Source organism: Kribbella sp. NPDC056861 (assembly GCF_040687575.1).
GTDB lineage: Bacteria > Actinomycetota > Actinomycetes > Propionibacteriales > Kribbellaceae > Kribbella.
Genome location: NZ_JBFBNQ010000002.1, coordinates 1,407,704 through 1,424,805, shown reverse-complemented (window position 1 = coordinate 1,424,805; position 17,102 = coordinate 1,407,704). Strand labels below are relative to the sequence as shown.

The following is a 17,102-nucleotide window of genomic DNA, read 5'->3' as shown; positions in this document are numbered from 1 at the left end:
GGTCCGCAAACCCCTTTCCCCCAACCCCCCGCTCTTCCGATCTTTTCGCTCTCGTGGCTCTTAGGGCCCCGCTCGTCACCACGGTGACGAGCGGGCCGATCGTCGTTTCAGGTCAGCGATACGTCCAGGAGAACGCGTAGCCGATCGAGCACTGGATGTCGTGACAGGCGTAGTAGTACTCGTAACACGACTTCACGATCCGGATCGAGCTGCTGTGACCGAGGCTGCGCTGGTTGGTCTGGCAGGCCTTCATCGTGTTGTAGGCGTTCGTGTACGTCGTACCGGCCTCGGCGGGACCGGCGGTGATGGTGAAGCCGGCGATGGCGAGACCGGCGGCGGCGATCGCGCCGGCCGTCCGGCGGCGGGACGAACGGGGGGCGGGTGAACTCATGGGCAAAGGTCTCCTCAGGACGATTGGGTCACGAAAATACTTGGGCGACGAGGTCGTCGGTTAGGTTAGGGGAACCTAATAACGACTGTGAGGTCCCTCTGATGCGTTCCATCCTCCGGCCGCTCGCGCTGCTGGTCGCTGTGCCGTTGCTCGCGCTCACTGCCTGTGGAGGTGGTGACGACCAGGCCGCCGATCCCCAGACTCGGACGGGGGCCGACGCCGGGGCGTTCCCGGTCTCGATCAAGAACAAGTTCGGCACCGCGGAGATCAAGGCGGCGCCGCAGCGGGTGGTCGTGGTCGGGTTGGTCGAGCAGGACGCGCTGCTGGCGCTCGGCGTCACGCCGGTCGCGACCACCGAGTGGTTCGGCGACAAGCCGGGCGCGCTGTTCCCGTGGGCGAAGGAGAAGCTCGGCAGCGGTGAGGTGCCGCAGGTGCTCAGCAACAAGGACGGCATCCAGTTCGAGAAGGTCGCCGCGCTGCGGCCCGACCTGATCATCGGCCTGTACGCCGGAATCACCGCCGACGACTACAAGAAGCTCACCGCGCTCGCCCCGACGGTCGCCCAGCTCCCCGGTTCGCCTGACTACGGCGTCGCCTGGCAGGACCTGACCCGCACCGTCGGCCAGGCCGTCGGCAAGGCGCAGGAGGCCGACGAGATGGTGAAGGGGATCGAGGCCAAGTTCGAGCAGGCCCGTGCCGATCACCCCGAGTTCAAGGGCAAGACCTCGCTGATGGCCTCGCCGTACGAGGGCTACTTCATCTACGGCAGCCAGGACCCACGCTCGCGGCTGATGACGGATCTCGGCTTCGCCCTGCCGGCCGACCTGGACAAGGCGATCGGCGACAAGTTCGGCGCCAGCATCAGCGCCGAGAAAGCCGACCTGCTGAACCAGCAGGTGGTCGTCTGGTTCCCCGAGAAGGGCGGCACCCAGAAACTGAAGGACGACAAGGTCTACCAGGCCCTCGACGTCCGCAAGCAGGGCCGGGACGTGTTCATCGAGGAGAACTACGACAACGACCTGTACGGCGCCACCACCTTCGTCTCGATCCTCAGCCTCCCAACCGTCCTGGACCAGCTGATCCCCCAGCTCGCCAAGGCCGTCGACGGCGACCCGGCCACCACCTAGGCCCAGACCACCCGATCCAGAAAGTCCTCGACCGCCGTCGCCACTTCACCAAGCACAGCGGCCGACGCCGCCAGCCGACCCGGGACATACATCCCGTGGTCGGCTGCCGCAATTTCCAGCACGTACGGCGTGAGCTCCCGCGCCAGTCCGGAATCCCACAGCGCATCAGCCGTCCCGCCCACCAGCAGGAACGGAGCTGTTGCCCGCCGCAACCCGTCGACCACCCACTCGCTCGTCAGCACCGGCGTCAACCACACCGCAGGCAACGCCAACTCGGCCGCCACGACGGAAGCATGGCTGGCCAGCGACTTGCCGATCAGCAGCGGCGTACCAGGCCCGGCCGGCGAGCGCAGGGACGGTACGGCGCGGTCGAGCTGGCTGACCACCCAAGGGCCGAACTCCTCCGGGGGCTTGGTGCGCAGTTGCTCGGGACCTTCCCAGTGCACCGGCGTCAGTTGGGCGCCGCGTTGTTCGGCCGCATCGCCGGCGAACATCAGCAGCGGGGCGTGCGGCCCGTTCTGTCCACCCGGCAGGATGACGGCTTCGCGAGAGCTCATAATTTCGACCCTATGCCCAGGTGAAAGCCGCCCGGGTGTGGTGAAGAGCCGGGTCGCTGGCAGAATCGGCTGCATGTCAGCAGCCGTCCCTGGGGACACCCCTGTGCAGGCCGCCGGATCGGAGCGACGCCCCCGCGTCCTCTCCGGTATCCAGCCGACCGCGGATTCCTTCCACTTCGGCAACTACCTGGGTGCGGTTCGCCAGTGGGTGGCGCTGCAGGAGGACCACGACGCGTTCTACTGCGTGGTCGACCTGCACGCGATCACGGTCGAGTACGACCCGAAGGTACTGCGGGAGCGCACCCGGCGGTCCGCGGCCCAGTTGCTGGCCGCCGGCATCGATCCGGAGCAGTCCACGCTGTTCGTCCAGTCGCACGTGCCCGAGCACGCGCAGCTCGGCTGGGTGCTCGGCTGCATCACCGGGTTCGGCGAGGCCAGCCGGATGACGCAGTTCAAGGACAAGTCCGCCAAGGGCGGCGCGGACCGGGCCACCGTCGGGCTGTTCACGTACCCGATCCTGCAGGCCGCGGACATCCTGATCTACCAGGCCGACCGGGTCCCGGTCGGCGAGGACCAGCGCCAGCACCTGGAGCTGACCCGCGACCTGGCGCAGCGCTTCAACCACCGCTTCGGCAAGACCTTCCGGCTGCCGGAGCCGCACATCGTCAAGGAGACCGCGAAGATCTCCGACCTGCAGGAGCCGACCGCGAAGATGAGCAAGTCGGCCTCCTCGCCGGCCGGCATCATCGAGCTGCTGGACGACCCGAAGGTGAGCGCGAAGAAGATCCGCTCGGCCGTCACCGACTCCGGTCGCGACGTCGTCTTCGACCCGGAGAACAAGGCCGGCGTCGCGAACCTGCTGACCATCTACTCCGCCCTGAGCGGCAAGAAGGTCAGCGAGCTCGAGGACGAGTACGCCGGCCGCGGCTACGGCGACTTCAAGAAGGACCTGGCCGAGCAGGTGGTCGAGTTCGTCACCCCGTTCCGGGAGAAGACGATGGCCTACCTCGACGACAAGGCCCAGCTGGACGCGATCCTGGCGGCCGGCGCCGAGCGCGCCCGCGCCGTCACCGAGCCGACCCTGCAGCGGGTCTACGACCGGCTCGGCTTCGTGCCCGGCCCAGGGTCAGCCTCCGGGCTGGGCCGGTAGGCGCCGGATGGCGACGATCGGCGTGGCGATCCCCATCGCGGAACCCTTCGGCACCGAGCTGCAGAAGTATCGCGAGGAGTTCGGCGACCCGATGGCGACCTCCATCCCGACGCACGTGACGCTGCTGCCGCCGACCGAGGTGGCCGACGGTGATCTGGCCCTGATCGACGAGCACCTGCTGGAGGTGGCGGCCCGGTTCCCGAGCTTCCGGATCCGGCTGCGCGGTACGGCGACCTTCCGGCCGATCTCGCCGGTGGTGTTCGTGCCGTTGGCCGAGGGGATCTCGTCGTGTGAGGTGCTGCAGTCCCAGGTCCGCTCCGGTCCGCTGGAGGTCGACCTGCGGTTCCCGTACCACCCGCACGTGACGGTGGCGCACGACCTGGACAAGGACGCCCTCGACCAGGCGTACGACGCGCTCTCGGAGTACGACTGCGCCTTCGACGTGGCGGCCTTCAGCCGGTACGAGCACGGCGCGGACGGCGTGTGGCGGCCGCAGCGGTCGTTCCCGCTGGCAGGGTAGGACTCCTTACCCGGGGTACAGGAGTCGTATGGGGATCATGGATCGGGCCAAGGCCGTCTGGGCACGCTTCAGCCGGACACAGTTGTGGCGGGCCTGGAAGCGGTACGGCGATCGGCGCGGAAACAGGTTGGCCGGAGCAACGAGCTTCTTCGGCTTCCTGTCGATGTTCCCGCTGATCGTGCTGGCCGCGGCGGTCACCGGCAAGCTGCTGAACAAGGACGCCGTCAGCCGGCTGAAGACCGCGCTGACCACGAACCTGCCGGGCATCGGCGACAAGATCGACCTGGACTCGCTGATCAACAACGCGGGCACCATCGGTCTGATCTCGGCCGCCTCGTTGCTGCTCACCGGCCTGGGCTGGATCGACTCGCTGCGCGCCTCGATCCGCTCGATGCACGAGCTGGACGACCAGCCGGGCAACGCGATCAAGCTCAAGCTGGAAGATCTCGGCGCGCTGGTCGGCCTCGGCGTGATCGGCGCGGTCGCCACCGGAGCCTCGTCGATCCTGACCGGCCTGTCCGAGAAGATCATGGGCTGGACCGGCCTGCAGGGCACCTGGTTCGCCAGCTGGGGCCTGGACGCGATCAGCATCGTGGTCGGGATCGCCGCCGGCGCGGTGCTCTTCCTGTACCTGCAGACCGCGATGCCGCGGATCATCCTGCCCCGCCGGGTCGCGCTGATCGCGGCCCTGGCCGGCGGCATCGTGTTCTACCTGGCGCAGAAGCTCGGCAACGGCTACGTCAACGGCGTGATCGGCAACAACGCGGCGTACGGCACCCTCGCCCTGCCACTGGCCCTGCTGGTCTGGATCTACCTGATGACCCGCGTCATCATGCTGATCGCCGCCTGGACCAAGGAAGCGACCCTCGACCACCGCTGGCACACCGGCGAGGCCGAAGAAGCAGCCCGAGCCGCGATGCCGTTCGAATCAGACCCCATCAGTACGCCCTACGCGCCTGCGGCCCGCTCAGCAGCCCCTGACGGCCTGCTGCCGGGCCCTCCCGGCAAGAAGTACAAGGTCGTCCCCATCCCGGCCCGCAAAGCCGACACAGTCGCTGTAGCCGCCGGCGCCTTGCTGGGAGTCACCGCCTCAGCCATCGCAGTCCAACTGGCTCGAGTCGGCCGCTCCCTCAAACGCTAACCATCGGACGCAGCCACCGCTCACCCTTGGGGCGGACTCCGCTCCAACAACTACAGCGGCGCAGCGGCGGGAAGCGAAGACGGCGTGCCCGCCGCCATTGAACCAACAGAAGCTAACGGAGTCTGGCTTTTGCTGCAGCTTTGGCTCGAGCACGAAGCGCCTTGGGCCGCCGGAGGAAGAGCGGAAGAAGCAGCAGCGGCGGCAACGCATAAGCCCACACCGGGATGCGATAGACAACCGACTGCGTCACCGCAGCAGCGACAAGAGCAGCGCGGTTCCGGCGCGGCGGCAGAGCCGAGGCCTTCTTCGAGGTGTTCGGCCCCGACGACTCACCCTCAGCGGTCTTCGGCGGTGCCGCGACAACCGGCTTGACCAGCGTGCCGACCGGCGACAGCGCGGAGTACGACGTGAAGCCCCAGTCGAGCAGCTTGGTGGCGTCCTCGGTGATCCCGTGTGGCGAGTTCATCAGCGTGATGACGAGCGTGTGCCCACCCCGACGCGCGGCGCCGACGAAGGTGTTGCGGGCCAGCGTCGTGTAGCCGGTCTTCACGCCAAGCGCGCCGTCGTAGTTGAACAACAGCTTGTTCTGGTTGGCGACCTGGTAGCTGCCGCCCTTCTTCGCCAACGGGAAATTCGTGTACTTCGTCGACGCGTACTTCGCGAAGTCCGGCCGCCCCAACCCAGCTTGCGCAAACAACGCCAGGTCGTAGGCGCTCGAGTACTGCCCATCGGCGTCCAGCCCGGTCGGGTCGGTTACATGCGTGTCCAGCGCGCCGATCTCGCTGGCCTTCTTGTTCATCCGCTGGATCGTGTCCGGCACCCCGCCCTCGTCGTGGCTGACGAGCGCGTTGACCGCGTCGTTGCCCGACGCCAGGAACATCCCCTGGAACAGCAGATCGACCGAGTAGCGCAGCCCGGGGTACACCCCGACCTTGCTGCCGATGATGCCGGCGTCCTGGTCGGTGCCGACCACCTGGTCGGCCTTGTTCAGCCGCGGCAGCAGTACCAGCGCGGTGAGCGTCTTGAGCGTGCTGGCCGGCCGCAGCTTGGCGTGCGGCGCCTTGGCCGCGAGCACGTTGCCGGTGTCGATGTCAGCCAGTACGTACGCCGACGCCTGGACGGCCGGCGGCGTCGCGCCAGTGGCGACAACCGTCGGCTCCGTCGTCAGCTGGGCGCCGCCGACCGGAGTACGGACACTCTGGTCGGCGGCGGTCGCAGCAAGAGGACCGGTCACCGCGAGAGCCGAGCAGGCTACCGCGGTGGCGCAGGCCGTCAGGAGGACACGCATCGCGAGAGACTCTAGACGGCCCGCGGTTCAGAAGTCACGCGCGGTATGCGGTCCACGCGTTGGAGATCCGGGTGCTCTGACCCGGGGTGAACTGGTTGTAGCAGGAGTCGTAGGAGTAGTCCATGTAGTTGTGGATCGGGTCCACGCCGGGCAGCGAGCAGGAGTTCCGGCCGGTCGGGCAGCCGGAGCTGGCGCTGCTCTGGGCCGGGGTGTCGCTGACCGAGTCGTTCGTGCTCGTGCAGCCACCCTGGAAGGTGTGGTAGAGCCCGAACCAGTGGCCGGCCTCGTGGGTCGCGGTCTTGCCGAGGTTGAAGTTGGTGGCCGAGCCGCCCGGCAGCGAGCTGTACTGCACCCGGATGCCGTCGATGGACGGGTTGCTCGAGTAGTCCCACGGGAAGGTGGCGATCCCGAGGTACGAGAAGTTGACCAGCCAGATGTTCAGCGCGTTCTTGCCACCCTTGCGGGTCTGCGCCCGGTACGTCGTGCTCTGGCCGTCGGTGTGCCAGGTGCTGTTGTTGTACCGGTAGGTGCCGGCCAGCGTGAAGGTGAAGCCGGTGTTCGCCGCGGCCGACGACTCGCCACCGGCGAAGTCCTGGTTCAGCTCGGCGATCTGCTGGCTGATCTGGGTCGCGGTCACGTCACCGGCGCCGGAGCTGCTGCGCATCACGTGGATGTAGACCGGAACGTTGGCGGCGGCGAGCTTGCCGGCCTTGGGGGCCAGCCCTCGCGCCTGCTTGGCGGCCACCAGCACGGCCGTCCTGGCGTCGATCGACTTCTGCTCGGCGGCCGACAACTCGCGGTGGTCGGCCCCTTGGCCGCCACGCGCCGAGGTGGTGTCGGCCGGCGTGTAACAGGGATTCGTGAGGTGTTCCACCGGCAGCTTCGCGTTGGCCTGACCACCAAGCGGGCTGAAGGCGAGCGCCGTACCGGCAACGAGAACGGCAACGGCGCGGGGGCGGATGCTGAGAGATCGCATAGGAGCGCTCCTCGGAGTTTGGCCGCTGGGCGGTGCGACCGGATCAGCCGATTTTGAGCGCGATCCCGGCAACTGCAAAGCCGTTCCCTGGCGGAAAAGTGCCAAGGCAGTGTCAGGACACGGGTCAGGACAGTTCGGATTCTGCTTGCTGGATGGCGGCGAACTCTTCCTCCGGGGCTGAGGCGACCAGGTGGTGGCGGCTGTAGAACCAGAAGTAGGCGAGGGCGACGACGAAGATGCCGGCGGTGATCGCGGCCGCGAACTTGTCGACGAAGAAGGTGGCGATGACGGCGGTGATCGCGAGCACGAGGGCGACGCTGGTGGTGCCTACGCCGCCAGGGGTTCGGTACGGGCGGTCCAGCGCAGGTTCGCGGACTCGCAGGACGATGTGGGCCAGCATCATCAGGACGTACGAGACGGTGGCGCCGAAGACGGCGATGTTGATCAGCAGCGCGCCGTCCTGGGTGATCGCGGCGAGCAGGAAGCCGATCAGGCCGGGGACGGTCAGGGCGAGGTACGGCGTCTTGCGCTTGCCGGTGACGGAGAGGAAGCGGGGGAGGTAACCCGCGCGGGATAAGGCGAACAGCTGCCGCGAATAGGCGTAGACGATGGAGAAGAAGCTTGCCACCAGGCCGGCCAGGCCGACGTAGTTGACGAAGTCGGCGACCCACGTTTCGCCGCCGAAGGCAGTACGCAAAGCCAGTGGCAGTGGGTTGTCGGACTCGGCGATCACGGCCGAGCCCGCGCCGCCGGCGGTGAAGACGAGCATCAGGGCGGCGAAGACGAGCAGGATCAGCATCGCGGTGATGATGCCGCGCGGCATGTCCTTGCGGGGGTCGCGGGCCTCCTCGGCGGCGAGCGGAACGCCCTCCACCGCGAGGAAGAACCAGATCCCGTAGACCAGCGCGGCCAGCACCCCGGCGTACCCGAACGGGATGAAGTCGCTCGCCCCGGCAGCGTTGTTGGGCACGATGTCGAACAGCTTGTCGGCGTCGAACTTCGGCACCATCGCGATCACGAAGACCACCAGCGCGACGACGGCGATCGCGGTGATCCCGAGGGTCAGCCGCAGCGCCTCGCCCACGCCGTACAGGTGGATGCCGATGAAGAGCACGTAGCAGCCGAGGTACACCGGCCAGCTCGACGTCAGCCCGAACAACCCGAGCGCCTCGATGTACCCACCGATGAAGGTGGCGATGGCCGCCGGGGCGATCGCGTACTCGATCAGGATCGCCGTCCCGGTGGCGAAGCCGCCGAGCGGGCCGAGCGCGCGCCGGGCGAACCCGTACCCCGCGCCGGCCACCGGGATCGCCGAGGCCAGCTCGGCCAGCCCGAACACCATGCAGGTGTACATCGTGGCCATCAGCACGGTCGCGATCAGCAACCCGCCCCAGCCGCCCTCGGCCAGGCCGAAGTTCCAGCCGGCGAAGTCGCCGGAGATGACGTACGCGACCCCGAGGCCGGCCAGCAGCACCCAGCCCGCCGCGCCGCGTTTGAGCTGCCGTTGTTCCAGATATTCCTGACCGACCTGCTGGTAGTCGACGCGGGCTTTCTTCCGGCTCATCGCTGCCTCCCAAGGGTCCTGAGTCATCTTGACATTGCGACCCGGGGTTGCGTCAATGGACTGACCGCATACCAATAGAACTCAGGAGTGCGACCGTGGCCGAACTGACCGTACAGAAACTGCGGGACCTGATCAGCGAGGGCCAGATCGACACCGTGCTGGTCGCGATCACCGACATGCAGGGCCGGTTGCAGGGCAAGCGGTGCGGCGGCCGGTACTTCGTCGAAGAGGTCCTCGAGCACGGCACCGAGGGCTGCAACTACCTGCTCGCCGTCGACGTCGACATGAACACCGTCGACGGCTACGAGATGTCGTCCTGGGAACGCGGCTACGGCGACCTACTGATGGCACCGGACCTCGACACCCTGCGGCTGGTGCCCTGGCTCGAAGGCACCGCGATGGTGCTCTGCGACGTCCAGTGGCTCGACAAGTCCCCGATGCCCGCTTCACCGCGGCAGATCCTCAAGGCCCAGCTCGACCGGCTCGCCCAGCGCGGCCTGAAGGCGTACGTCGGCACCGAGCTGGAGTTCCTGGTCTTCAACGACACCTTCGAGCAGTCCTGGACCAAGCGCTACCAGGGCCTCGAGCCGGCCAACCAGTACAACGTGGACTACTCACTGCTCGGCACCACCCGGGTCGAGCCGCTGCTGCGCGACATCCGCAACTCGATGGAGGGCGCCGGCCTGTACGTCGAGTCGGCCAAGGGCGAGTGCAACCTCGGCCAGCAGGAGATCGCCTTCCGGTACGACGAAGCGCTGGTGACCTGCGACAACCACTCGATCTACAAGAACGGCGCCAAGGAGATCGCCTCCAAACACGGCAAGAGCCTCACCTTCATGGCGAAGTTCGACGAGCGCGAAGGCAACTCCTGCCACATCCATCTGAGCTTCCGTTCCGACGCCGGCGAGGCGGTGCTGGCCGGTGATCGCGAGCACGGGTTCTCCCAGCTGATGGAGCATTTCATCGCGGGCCAGCTGGCCTGCCTGGAGGAGTTCACCTACCTGCTCGCGCCGAACATCAACTCCTACAAGCGTTTCGTACCAGGGAGCTTCGCGCCGACCGCTGTCGCGTGGGGCCTCGACAACCGCACCTGCTCTCTGCGCGTGGTCGGCCACGGCGAGTCCCTCCGGGTCGAGAACCGGCTCCCCGGCGGCGATGTCAATCAGTACCTCGCGGTCGCCGCGCTGATCGCGGCCGGCCTGCACGGCATCGAGAACGAGCTCGAACTGGAGCCGATGCTCGAAGGCAACGCCTACACCTCCGACAAGCCGCACGTCCCGACCACCCTGCGCGAGGCCGCCGCGTTGTTCGCCGGCTCGAGGATCGCCCGCGAGGCGTTCGGCGACGAGGTCGTCGAGCACTACGTCAACGCGGCCCAGGTGGAGTTGACCGCGTACGACGCCGCCGTCACCGACTGGGAGCGGATCCGTGGCTTCGAGCGCCTCTGAGCGGCCGCGCATCGGCATCACGACCTATCTGGAACCGACGATCTGGGGAGTCTGGGAGCGTGACGCAGCACTGCTGCCGCGGGTCTACCTGGACTCCGTGGCCGCGGCGGGCGGCGTACCGCTGCTGCTTCCGCCGGTCGGCACCGACCCGTCCGTGCTGGAGATTCTCGACGGCCTGATCATCGCCGGCGGTTGTGATGTCGACCCGGCCTCGTACGGCGCTGTGCCGCACCCCGAGACGGTCGGCACCAGGCCTGGGCGAGACGAGCACGAAGCGATCCTGATCGCGGCGGCGCTCGACGCCGACCTCCCGTTGCTAGCCATCTGCCGCGGGCTGCAGATGCTCAACGTCACGCTCGGCGGGACGCTGCAGCAGCACCTGCCGGATGCCGGCGCGCACGAGCAGCACCGGCCCGCGCCCGCGATCTTCGGCCGGACCGAGGTGAAGATCGAGCCGGATACCCGGACCAGTGAACTCTTCGGTGAGAGCACGACCGTGCACTGCTACCACCACCAGGCGCTCGACGTCGTCGCCGACGGGCTGCGGGTGACCGCCCGGGCCGGGGACGGCACCGTCGAGGCGGCCGAGGTGGATGGCCGGAGCTTCGCGCTCGGCGTCCAGTGGCATCCCGAGGAGAACCCCGAAGACCTGCGGCTGTTCGCCGCACTCGTTGCTGAAGGCAAGAAGAGGAGCAAGCGCCGGTGACGTACGACGTGATCAATCCCGCGACCGAGAAGGTGGTGCGGAGTATCGAGCTCGCCTCGGTCGAGGATACCGACGCCGCGATCGCCCGCGCGGCCGAGGCGTTCACCACCTGGCGTGCGGTCGCGCCCGCCGACCGGGGCCGGTTGCTGCGCCGGTTCGCCGACGCGGTCGACGCCGATCTGGGGAACCTGGCCGCGCTCGAGGTCGAGAACGCGGGACACACGATCGGCAACGCCCGGTGGGAGGCCGGCAACGTCCGTGACGTGCTGACCTACTACTCGGCGGCGCCCGAGCGATTGTTCGGGAAGCAGATACCCGTTGCCGGAGGCATCGATCTGACCTTCCACGAGCCGCTCGGCGTGGTCGGCGTCATCGTGCCGTGGAACTTCCCGATGCCGATCGCCGGTTGGGGGTTCGCGCCGGCGCTGGCGGCCGGCAACACGGTGGTGCTGAAGCCGGCTGAGCTGACGCCGTTGACCGCGATTCGGCTGGGTGAGCTGGCGTTGGAGGCAGGGCTGCCGCCGGGGGTGCTGGAGATCGTGCCTGGTGCGGGGACTGTGGTGGGGCAGCGGTTCGTGACGCATCCCGCGGTACGGAAGGTGGTCTTCACTGGGTCGACCGGGGTCGGTAAGCAGATCATGGCCGGTTGTGCGGATCAGGTGAAGCGGGTGACGCTGGAGCTGGGTGGTAAGTCGGCGAACATCGTTTTCGCTGACTCGGATCTGGCGAAGGCCGCGGCGCAGGCGCCGGCGGGGGTATTCGACAACGCGGGGCAGGATTGTTGTGCTCGGTCGCGGATTCTGGTGGAGCGGTCGGCGTACGAGAAGTTCATGGAGTTGCTGGAGCCGGCGGTCAAGGCGTTCAGGGTTGGGGATCCGGCTGACCCTGCCAGCGACATGGGACCGCTGATTTCTGCTCGGCAGCGCGAGAGGGTGGCGGCGTATACGGAGCGAGATGTGGCGTTCGTGGGGAGTGCGCCGGAGGGGCCGGGGTTCTGGTTTCCGCCGACGGTGATCACTCCGGCGCCTGGGTCTGCTGCGTTGACCGATGAGATTTTCGGGCCGGTGGTGGCGGTGGTCCCGTTCGAGGACGAGGCCGATGCGGTCAGGATCGCCAACGACTCGGAGTACGGGCTGTCGGGGTCGATCTGGACCCGGGACGTCGGTCGCGCGCTGCGGGTCGGGCGCGGGGTCGAGGCGGGCAACCTGTCGATCAACTCGCACTCGTCGGTGCGGTACTCGACGCCGTTCGGCGGTTACAAGCAGTCCGGGCTCGGCCGCGAGCTCGGACCGGACGCGCTCGACGCGTTCACCGAGACCAAGAACATCTACATCTCGACAGAGGACTGAGAACATGACAGACGTGCAAGCGACCCGGCTGGTGGGACGAGTCGCCGTGGTGACCGGTGGCGCGAGCGGGATCGGGCTGGCCTCGGTCCGGCGGCTCGCGGCCGAGGGCGCCAAGGTGGTGATCGGCGATGTCGACCCGGCGGCCGGCAAGGCGACCGCGGACGAGGTCGGCGGTTTGTTCGTGCAGACCGACGTGACCAGCGACACCGATGTTGAGAACCTGTTCCAGCAGGCCTACGACACCTTCGGCAGCGTCGACATCGCCTTCAACAACGCCGGCATCTCACCGCCCGAGGACGGCTCGATCCTGGAGACCGGCCTGGAGGCGTGGCGCAAGGTGCAGGAGGTCAACCTGACCTCGGTCTACCTGTGCTGCAAGCACGTCATCCCGTACATGCAGCGCCAGGGCAAGGGCTCCATCATCAACACCGCGTCCTTCGTCGCCGTGATGGGCGCCGCCACCTCGCAGATCTCGTACTCCGCGTCGAAGGGCGGCGTGCTCGCGATGAGCCGCGAGCTCGGCGTCGAGTTCGCCCGGCAGGGCATCCGGGTCAACGCGTTGTGCCCCGGCCCGGTCAACACCCCGCTGCTGAAGGAGCTGTTCGCCTCCGATGCCGAGCGGGCGCAGCGCCGGATGGTGCACGTGCCGATGGGCCGGTTCGGCGAGCCGGAGGAGATCGCCGCCGCGGTCGCCTTCCTGGCCAGCGACGACTCGTCGTTCATCACCGCCAACACGTTCCTGGTCGACGGCGGAATCTCGGGTGCCTATGTGACTCCGCTCTAGGGTGAGCCGAAGGCCAACGGGGAAGGTGGGAAGCAGTGGCGACTGCGGACGAGGCGGTGTTCCGGCCGGTCCGGGCCGGCAACCCGTTCGAGGAGACGGTCGAGCGGCTGCTGCAGGCGATCAAGCTCGGCGTGGTCGCGCCGGGGGAGCGGCTGCCGGCCGAGCGGGAGCTGGCGGCCCGGTTGAGCGTCAGCCGGGACACCTTGCGGGAGGCGATCAAGGTGCTCACCGACTCCGGGTACGTCGAACCCCGCCGCGGCCGGTACGGCGGCACCTTCGTCAACGAGCGGCTGCCCAAACCTCGCCGGGTCGGTGCCAAGCGGATCGCCCGCGAGTTGGGCAGCGGCCTGGAGGACGCCCTCGTACTGCGGGCCGCCCTGGAGGTCGGCGCGGCGGAGGCCGCGGCCGCACGGGAGTTGACCGCCGAGGAGTGCGAGCAGTTGCGGGGCCGGCTGGCCGACTCGGCCGGCGCCAAGCTCGCCGACTACCGCCGGATGGACTCGCGGCTGCACCTGGCGATCGCCGAGCTGAGCGGTTCGCCGTCGCTCACCTCGGCCGTCGCCGACGTCCGGATGCGGCTGAACGCCCTGCTCGACGCGATCCCGCTGCTCGAACGCAACATCGTGCACTCCGACGAGCAGCACCGGGCCGTGGTGGAGGCGATCCTGGCCGGCGACGCGCCGACGGCCCGGGCGGCCATGCAGGAGCATGTCGCCGGCAGCGCGGCACTCCTGCGGGCCTTCCTCACCTGAACCAGTCCACATACTGGTCTGACCGTCGATTTTGGCCGACACGCCGGTGAAATGCGCAATGCTGCGCGACGCGCCGGGGAGAACAGGTGGGTAACGAGCGTATGGCCGGACGATCTCCATATGTGACACTCGCCGTGTCCATTGGCACTCGACTGTGATGTCGGCGAATGTAATCCTTCGGGGAGAATGTGGATCGATGACTGACGACGAGCTGGTGGGGCGTGCCACGCTGGTCGAGCGCGCCAAAAAGCAGCTCGAGACCAGTGGCAGCGTGTTGCTCTATGGCCCGACCGGGATCGGCAAGTCCGCCACCGGCCGGGCACTGGTCGCTGACCGCGCCCGGGCCGGCTGTCGCGTGCTCAGCGCCGCGCCCTCCCAGAGCGAGGCCGGTCTGCCCTACGTCACGCTCCTCGACCTGCTCTCCAATCAGCTTGAGCTCGCCTGGCAGGTGCTGCCCGACCACCTCCGCCAGCCGCTGGAGGTGGCCCTGCTCAAGGCGAGTGCCCCCGACACCGTCCGCGACGAGCTGGCCGTGCGCCTCGCAGTACTGCACGTACTGCGTCGCCTGGCGGCCTCTGGTCCGGTGCTGCTGGTTGTGGACGACATCCAGTGGGTCGACCCGTCCAGCCTCGAGGTGCTCACCTTCTGCGCCCGCCGCTTGACCGAGGGTGTCCAGATGCTCGCCACGGAGCAGGTGGCCGACGGCGACCTGCCGGTGATGGCCGAGGCCTGCCCCGAGCCCGTGCTCCAACTTGAGGTCCCGCCGCTCGTCGAGGCCGACGTACTGGCCCTGCTCCGCAACAGGCTCTCCAGCCCCCTCCCAGTCCGTACTGCGCGCCGCATCTTCACCGCGAGCGCGGGCAACCCGTTCATGGCCCTGGAGCTGGGCCGGGCGATCCTGCGCCACCCGCAGGGCGTCTCGCCGAACGACCCGCTGCCGGTGTCCAGCCGCCTGAAGACCCTGTTGGGAGATCGGCTCGCTGACCTCACTCCTGCGACGTACGAGCTGTTGCTGCACGCCGCCTCGTCTCCGCGCCCGACGACCAACCAGCTGACCCAGTCGCTCAGGCGGCCACTCGATGCCGAGCTGGCCGAGGCGGAGGGGCTCGGGCTGATTGACGTGTCGTCGGAGCGGCTGCGGTTCTCCCACCCGCTACTCAGAGAGTTCGTGTACGCCGAAGCGACCTCTGCGGCCAGGCGGCAGGCACACGCCCAGCTGGCTGCCGTGGTGAACGAGCCGGTCGAGAACGCGACCCACAGAGCGCTGGCGACCCAAGAGGCCGACACCGAACTGGCAGCAACGATCGAGGCTGCCGCGGTTGTCGCCGGCGGTCGCGGTGCGCTCGGTGCCGCCGCAACGCTGTGGCGACTCGCTGCTGAGCGCACGCCGGTCAACGAGCAGGACGACCGCGCAATGCGGCTCTCCCAGGCAGCGGACGCAGCTGCCGCGGCCGGGCATCTGGTGGAGTCCGCGGAGATGGCGCGCCTCGCAGTACAGGCTGCTACTCGTCCTGACACCAAGGTGGCTGCCCTGCTGCTCCTGGTGGACGCTGCCTGGCCGGAGCGGGAGCAGCGGCTTGCCCTGCTCGCCGAGGCCTTCGAAGCTGCGGCTGGTGACCTGCAGCTCGAGGCGCGAGTCCGGATCCTGCGCAGCAACAGCGCGTACTTCGACCGCCGGCTCGACGACGCCCAGACCGATGCGCAGGAGGCCGAGCGGCTGGCCCGCGAGTGTGGCGACACGGAGGCGCTGGTCGATGCGCTGAGCGCGGCCAGCAGTGTCCAGATCGCCCGCGGTGGCGACCACAGTTCCGACTCCCTGCTGGAGCAGGCAGCGGAGTTGTCCCGTGGTCTGCCGCTCACCAAGGCGGTCGTGGGCGCTCGCCAGATGGCGGCGATGCGTGAGCTCTTCCGCGGCCGCACGGACGCGGCGATCGAGTCGATCAGCACGCTGGTCGACGAGGTCCGGACCGCCGGCGCGGTTCGCTGGCTGGCCTCGATCCTGATCTCCGCGACGGCGATCTACGAGCGCAGCGGTCGCGGCGCCGAGGCGCTGGCGGCCGGGCACGAGTGCTACCAGTTGATGCAGGACCTGGGTGACGAGCCCGAGGTCGGCATGGTCGTGGCCGGCCGCGCCGAGTGGGCCGGTGGGACGGCGACGATGGCGCGTGAGCTGGCCGACGCGGCGCTGGAAGGCTGCCGGCTGGTGGGCAACGAGGAGTGGACCGGGCCCGCGCTCACGTGCGTTGGCATCATCGGCGTACTGACCGGGGATCCGCAGCGTGCGGTGGAGGCGTTCGACGCGATCGCCGGCTCGGGCGAGGCGGCGATGCCGTACGACCCGGCCGTCATCCCGTGGCACGCGGACTATGCGGAGGCCCTGGTCGCTGCTGGTCGCCTGGACGACGCTGCCGCGCTGATCGCGGAGATCCGGGAGCGGGCCGAGGTCCTGGACCGGTCCGTCGTACTGGTCGGGCTGGCGCGCTCCGAGGCACTGCTGGTCGCCAAGCAGGGCGACCCAGCGGCGGCGCTGGAGTTGCTGGAGAAGACGATCACCACTGCGGGGGACCACGTCTACCCGCTAGACCTGGCCCGCTGCGAGCTGACGCGTGGCCGGGTCGCCCGGCAGGCTCGTCGCCGGTCAGTGGCGCGGACTGCGTTCCTGGATGCCATCGAGCAGTTCGAGGCGTACGGCGCTCCCGCCTGGCGCGAGGTGGCCGAGACTGAGCTGGCGCGACTCGACGTACCGAGCCGGAGCCGGCAGCCGTCCGAGCTGACCGACAACGAGCTGCAGATCGTGGCGATGGTCCGCGACGGCTCCACCAACCGGGAGATCGCAGCGGCGCTCTACCTGAGCGTCAAGGCGGTCGAGTCGCAGCTGACCCGGCTGTACCGGCGCTTCGGCGTCGCCAACCGCACCCAGCTGCTCCGCACAGTGGACCGCGGCGGACAATAGCTCTGTGAAGCTCGAGCGCAAGCACGCCCTGGTCCTGATCGGGATCGCCGTCTGGAACGTCGTCACCTATGCGACGTTCATCAAGAACCTGGCCGGCACCGAGGGCCGTCCGAAGGGCTACTACATCGCCCACAGCGTGCTGATCGTGGTGAACCTGGTGATCGCCGCCGTGCTCGGCAAGTGGGGCGTGACCGCCCTCAAATCCGCGCGAACCGCGAAGGACTGACCCCGAGCATCCTGCGGAAGTGCCGGTTCAGGTGCGACTGTCGTAGAACCCAGCCAGTACTGCGACCTCCGCCGCAGGCCGCCCGTCGACCAGTACTTCGTTCGGGGGCAGCAGCGACACCTGCGCCTGGGCCAGACCGTGCTCGCGGTGATCCAGGCCGTCACCTCCGC

The 17,102-nt window shown here is 68.6% G+C and carries 16 protein-coding genes; 11 read left to right on the top strand and 5 right to left on the bottom strand.

Annotated elements, in window-relative coordinates:
* Nucleotides 1-112: 112 nt before the first annotated feature.
* Nucleotides 113-391: a hypothetical protein gene (locus tag AB0P21_RS13705; protein WP_363696458.1), complete on the bottom strand. Its 279-nt coding sequence runs from the start codon at nucleotides 389-391 to the stop codon at nucleotides 113-115.
* Nucleotides 392-492: 101 nt separating this feature from the next.
* Here AB0P21_RS13705 and AB0P21_RS13700 point away from each other — a divergent pair, with 101 nt between their 5' ends.
* Nucleotides 493-1,518 carry an iron-siderophore ABC transporter substrate-binding protein gene (locus AB0P21_RS13700; protein ID WP_363696457.1) on the top strand — a complete coding sequence of 342 codons (1,026 nt, stop codon included), beginning with the start codon at nucleotides 493-495 and terminating at the stop codon, nucleotides 1,516-1,518.
* Here AB0P21_RS13700 and AB0P21_RS13695 read toward each other — a convergent pair.
* Nucleotides 1,515-2,075: an alpha/beta hydrolase gene (locus AB0P21_RS13695; protein WP_363696455.1), complete on the bottom strand. Its 561-nt coding sequence runs from the start codon at nucleotides 2,073-2,075 to the stop codon at nucleotides 1,515-1,517. The two genes, AB0P21_RS13700 and AB0P21_RS13695, sit on opposite strands and share 4 nt — an antisense overlap.
* A gap of 73 nt (nucleotides 2,076-2,148) precedes the next feature.
* Here AB0P21_RS13695 and trpS point away from each other — a divergent pair, with 73 nt between their 5' ends.
* From trpS to AB0P21_RS13680, 3 genes are read left to right on the top strand one after another with little or no spacing between them, the layout of a single operon-like run.
* A complete protein-coding gene (gene trpS / locus AB0P21_RS13690; protein ID WP_363696453.1) occupies nucleotides 2,149-3,225 on the top strand; it encodes a tryptophan--tRNA ligase in 1,077 nt (358 codons plus the stop codon).
* Between the two features lie 7 nt (nucleotides 3,226-3,232).
* Entirely contained in the window at nucleotides 3,233-3,745 is a 513-nt protein-coding gene (locus AB0P21_RS13685; protein WP_363696452.1) for a 2'-5' RNA ligase family protein, read from the top strand.
* Nucleotides 3,746-3,773: 28 nt separating this feature from the next.
* Nucleotides 3,774-4,886, top strand: coding sequence for a YihY/virulence factor BrkB family protein (locus AB0P21_RS13680; protein WP_363696451.1), 1,113 nt, complete (start codon nucleotides 3,774-3,776; stop codon nucleotides 4,884-4,886).
* A 112-nt stretch (nucleotides 4,887-4,998) separates the two neighbouring features.
* Here the strand turns inward: AB0P21_RS13680 and AB0P21_RS13675 are convergent, their stop codons facing one another.
* The 3 genes from AB0P21_RS13675 to eat form a co-directional block, all read right to left on the bottom strand.
* Entirely contained in the window at nucleotides 4,999-6,174 is a 1,176-nt protein-coding gene (locus tag AB0P21_RS13675) for a D-alanyl-D-alanine carboxypeptidase (protein WP_363696449.1), read from the bottom strand.
* Nucleotides 6,175-6,208: 34 nt separating this feature from the next.
* On the bottom strand, nucleotides 6,209-7,150 hold the full coding sequence (locus AB0P21_RS13670; protein WP_363696447.1) for a zinc metalloprotease: 942 nt from the start codon (nucleotides 7,148-7,150) through the stop codon (nucleotides 6,209-6,211).
* Nucleotides 7,151-7,274: 124 nt separating this feature from the next.
* On the bottom strand, nucleotides 7,275-8,714 hold the full coding sequence (gene eat, locus AB0P21_RS13665) for an ethanolamine permease (RefSeq protein ID WP_363696445.1): 1,440 nt from the start codon (nucleotides 8,712-8,714) through the stop codon (nucleotides 7,275-7,277).
* A 95-nt stretch (nucleotides 8,715-8,809) separates the two neighbouring features.
* Between eat and AB0P21_RS13660 the strand changes: the two genes are divergently transcribed.
* The 7 genes from AB0P21_RS13660 to AB0P21_RS13630 all read left to right on the top strand — a co-directional run bounded on the left by AB0P21_RS13660 (nucleotide 8,810) and on the right by AB0P21_RS13630 (nucleotide 16,932).
* A complete protein-coding gene (locus AB0P21_RS13660; protein WP_363696443.1) occupies nucleotides 8,810-10,162 on the top strand; it encodes a glutamine synthetase family protein in 1,353 nt (450 codons plus the stop codon).
* Nucleotides 10,143-10,868 (top strand): gamma-glutamyl-gamma-aminobutyrate hydrolase family protein, encoded by a 726-nt coding sequence (locus tag AB0P21_RS13655; protein ID WP_363696442.1) that lies wholly within the window; start codon nucleotides 10,143-10,145, stop codon nucleotides 10,866-10,868. Before AB0P21_RS13660 ends, AB0P21_RS13655 begins: the two co-directional genes overlap by 20 nt.
* Nucleotides 10,865-12,217 (top strand): aldehyde dehydrogenase family protein, encoded by a 1,353-nt coding sequence (locus AB0P21_RS13650; RefSeq protein ID WP_363696440.1) that lies wholly within the window; start codon nucleotides 10,865-10,867, stop codon nucleotides 12,215-12,217. The genes AB0P21_RS13655 and AB0P21_RS13650 overlap by 4 nt, the downstream gene beginning before the upstream one ends.
* 4 nt (nucleotides 12,218-12,221) lie before the next feature.
* Entirely contained in the window at nucleotides 12,222-13,001 is a 780-nt protein-coding gene (locus AB0P21_RS13645) for a 3-oxoacyl-ACP reductase (protein WP_363696439.1), read from the top strand.
* A 35-nt stretch (nucleotides 13,002-13,036) separates the two neighbouring features.
* Nucleotides 13,037-13,753 (top strand): FCD domain-containing protein, encoded by a 717-nt coding sequence (locus tag AB0P21_RS13640; RefSeq protein ID WP_363696438.1) that lies wholly within the window; start codon nucleotides 13,037-13,039, stop codon nucleotides 13,751-13,753.
* A 196-nt stretch (nucleotides 13,754-13,949) separates the two neighbouring features.
* Nucleotides 13,950-16,706, top strand: a complete 2,757-nt coding sequence (locus AB0P21_RS13635) for an AAA family ATPase (RefSeq protein WP_363696436.1) — start codon at nucleotides 13,950-13,952, stop codon at nucleotides 16,704-16,706.
* Nucleotides 16,707-16,710: 4 nt separating this feature from the next.
* The gene (locus tag AB0P21_RS13630) at nucleotides 16,711-16,932 is read left to right on the top strand and encodes a hypothetical protein (protein WP_363696435.1); all 222 of its coding nucleotides are present in this window, start codon (nucleotides 16,711-16,713) and stop codon (nucleotides 16,930-16,932) included.
* Nucleotides 16,933-17,102: the final 170 nt, after the last annotated feature.